Below are 3,433 nucleotides of genomic sequence, written 5' to 3'. Positions count from 1 at the left end.
AAAAATTGGCAATCATTAGTAATACAGGCTATGAATTCTGATAATAGTTGGGAAAAGTCAGCTATTGAATATAAGAAGTTATATGAGGAATTAATAGACTAATATTTAATTGAAATATTAGGAGGAACTATGATGTCAATAACCCCAGAAATTATAAAGGAAGATTTTGAAGATAAATTCCTAAAATTATATATTAAAGATATTAATGATGGGAGTGATCTTGAAAAATATAATACTTTAGTAGCTTTAATAAAGGACTATGCAGCTAAAGATTGGCTAGAAACTAATAAAAGAAGTAATACTTTAAAAGAAAAAGAAGTTTATTATTTTTCAATGGAATTTTTATTAGGAAGGCTATTAGGAGATGCATTGTTAAGTTTAGATATAAGAGATAATTGTAGACTTGCTTTAAAGAATTTAAATATTGATATTGATAAACTAGAAGAAATAGAACAAGATCAAGGATTAGGAAATGGTGGTTTAGGAAGATTAGCAGCATGCTTTTTAGATTCTATGGCAGCATTGAATATTGCAGGAAATGGATGTGGAATTCGTTATAGACATGGATTTTTTGAACAAGAGATAGTTGATGGAAGGCAAATAGAAAAAGCAGATAATTGGTTAAAATCAACTAATCCTTGGGAAGTAAGAAAAGAATGTGAATCTGAAATTGTAAGATTTGGAGGAAACGTCACAACTAAAATAATAGATAATAAGCTAACTTTTATTCATTCAGATTATGAAGAAGTGTTAGCAATACCGTATGATACCCCAGTATTAGGATATAAAAATAATGTTGTGAATACTTTAAGATTATGGAGTTCAGAACCAGTAAATAATGAATTTGATTTTCAAGCATTTAATAGAGGCGATTATCTATCAGCAAATAGATATAAAAATAGTGTTGAAGCAATAACAGAAATACTATATCCAGAAGATAGTTTTTATGAAGGTAAGCTATTACGCTTAAAGCAAGAATATTTCTTTGTTTCAGCAGGTGTTAAAAGTATTATTAGAAAGTATAAAAAAAATGGGGGAAATATCTTAGATTTAGACAAAAAAGTAAGTATGCATATAAATGATACACATCCTTCATTAGTTATTCCAGAATTGATGAGAATATTGATAGATGAGGAAATGTTAGAGTGGCAAGAAAGTTGGGAGATAACTCAGAAGGTTGTTTCTTATACTAATCATACTATATTATCAGAGGCTTTAGAAAAGTGGCCAATAGATATGGTTAAAAATTTATTGCCAAGAATTTATATGATTATAGAAGAAATAAATAAAAAATATTGTGAAGAACTTTGGAGCAACTATACAAATGATATGAATAAAATTTCTGATATGGCTATTATAGCCGATGGAAATATAAGAATGGCTAATTTATCAGTTGTAGGAAGTCATAGTGTTAATGGAGTAGCAAATCTTCACACAGAGATATTAAAGAAAAGAGAATTAGTTGATTTATATAACTTTTATCCAAATAAGTTTAATAATAAAACTAATGGGATAACTCATAGGAGATGGTTAGTAAAGAGCAATCCAGAGTTATCAGATTTACTAAAAGAGACTATAGGTGATGGTTTTATCAGAGATACTACAAAGCTAAAGTTGTTTGAAAGCTTTTTAGATAACAAGGCAGTATTAGAAAAACTATCAGAAATTAAAAAGAATAATAAAGTTAAATTAGCTAATGAAATATATAAGACTAAAGGAATTATAGTAGATCCAAATTCTATTTTTGATGTGCAAGTAAAAAGAATACACGCATATAAGAGACAGACTTTAAATTGTTTAAGAATAATGGATTTATATAATAAATTATTAAATGACCCTAATATGGATATCAGTCCAAGAACATTTATTTTTGGTGGAAAAGCAGCACCAGGATATTATTTAGCTAAGTCAACAATTGAATTAATAAATTCAATTGCAGATAAGATAAATAATGACTCAAGGGTAAATAAGAAAATTAAGGTTGTTCTAATGGATAACTATAGGGTTTCGTTAGCTGAAAAAATAATACCAGCAACTGATTTAAGTGAACAAATATCAACTACGACTAAAGAGGCGTCAGGAACATCAAATATGAAATTTATGATGAATGGTGCTATTACAATAGCAACATTAGATGGAGCTAATATAGAGATAAGAGATCAGGTTAAGGATGATAATATTGTTATATTTGGGTTAAAGGCTAATGAGGTATTAGATTATTATAATAGAGGCAATTATTCATCAATAGATATATATAACTCTAATTATGAATTAAGAAATGTGATAAATGATTTAGTAAATGGAAAGTACTCTACTAATAAAGATCAGTTTAGAAATATATATGATAACTTAATTGTATATAATGATGAATTTTTTGTGCTAAGGGATTTTGAAGATTATATTAAGGCTCAAAATAAGGTTGATTTAATGTTTAAAAATCAAATAGATTGGCAGAAAAAATGTGGTATTAATATAGCTAATTCAGGCGTGTTTTCATCAGATAGAACTATACTAGAATATGCTAATGAAATATGGAAGTAATACTAGATTTATATTAGTAAAAAGGGGGCATTTATTATAGATATTAAGGTTGTTCATAATTCACATGACTTAAAATTTAGGAGTCCATTTGGGGCAGTAAAAATAGGAACTAAAGTATCATTAAGTATAGATAGTAGCTTAGATGATGATGTATATATCAATATAATAGATTTTCAAGGTGTAAAATCAAGATTATTGATGAATAAAAAATTAAATAAGAACACAAATGTTATGACATTTAATATAGATTTAGACACTAAAAATTTTTACGGAGTAATAAATTACTATTTTGAAATTTTCCGCGAAAACAATACATTATATTATGGGAATAATGAAGAGGAGTTAGGTGGACTAGGGAGTTTATATAATGAAAATCCTAAAATGTATCAAATAACAGTACACAAAGAGCGTATAGTACCTAAATGGTATAAGGAAGGCATTATATATCAGATTTTTGTTGATAGATTTTTTAATGGAAATGAGTTAGGACGTTTAAGTTTTAATAAAAGAAATACCTTTATATATGGATCATGGTTAGATGACCCAATGTATATAAAGGATGATGAAGGAAAGATAAAGAGATGGGATTTTTATGGTGGTAACTTAAGGGGTGTAATAAAGAAACTTCCACATATTAAAGAGTTAGGGGCAAATATTATTTATATGAATCCAATATTTGAGGCAGAAAGCTGCCATAAGTATGATGTTGGGGATTATGAGAAAATTGATAGTATGTTTGGAACTAATGAGGATTTTATAGAGCTGTGTAAGGAAGCTGATAACCTAGGAATTAAAGTAATATTGGATGGAGTATTTAGCCATACAGGAGCAAATAGTAAATACTTTAATAAATTTGGAGAATACTCAAATTTAGGGGCATATCAATCTAAAG

General features: G+C 27.5%; 2 protein-coding genes. Both read left to right on the top strand.

Annotation, left to right across the window (positions count from 1 at the left end; genetic code table 11):
• The first annotated feature begins 129 nt into the window (after positions 1-129).
• The gene (locus ACRDBA_RS10485) at positions 130-2,541 is read left to right on the top strand and encodes a glycogen/starch/alpha-glucan phosphorylase (RefSeq protein ID WP_438572871.1); all 2,412 of its coding nucleotides are present in this window, start codon (positions 130-132) and stop codon (positions 2,539-2,541) included.
• Between the two features lie 198 nt (positions 2,542-2,739).
• The coding region (locus ACRDBA_RS10480) for an alpha-amylase family glycosyl hydrolase (protein ID WP_438572870.1) at positions 2,740-3,433 on the top strand (694 nt) is incomplete at its 3' end.

The organism is Clostridium sp. (assembly GCF_051654825.1).
GTDB lineage: Bacteria > Bacillota > Clostridia > Clostridiales > Clostridiaceae > Clostridium.
The sequence above is the reverse complement of the archived record's forward strand: the minus strand, read 5'-3'. Positions and strand labels throughout refer to the sequence as shown.

Coding starts and splice junctions, on each gene's coding strand:
- ACRDBA_RS10485 (WP_438572871.1), top strand. CDS start 130: ATGATGTCAATAACCCCAGAAATTATAAAGGAAGATTTTGAAGATAAA.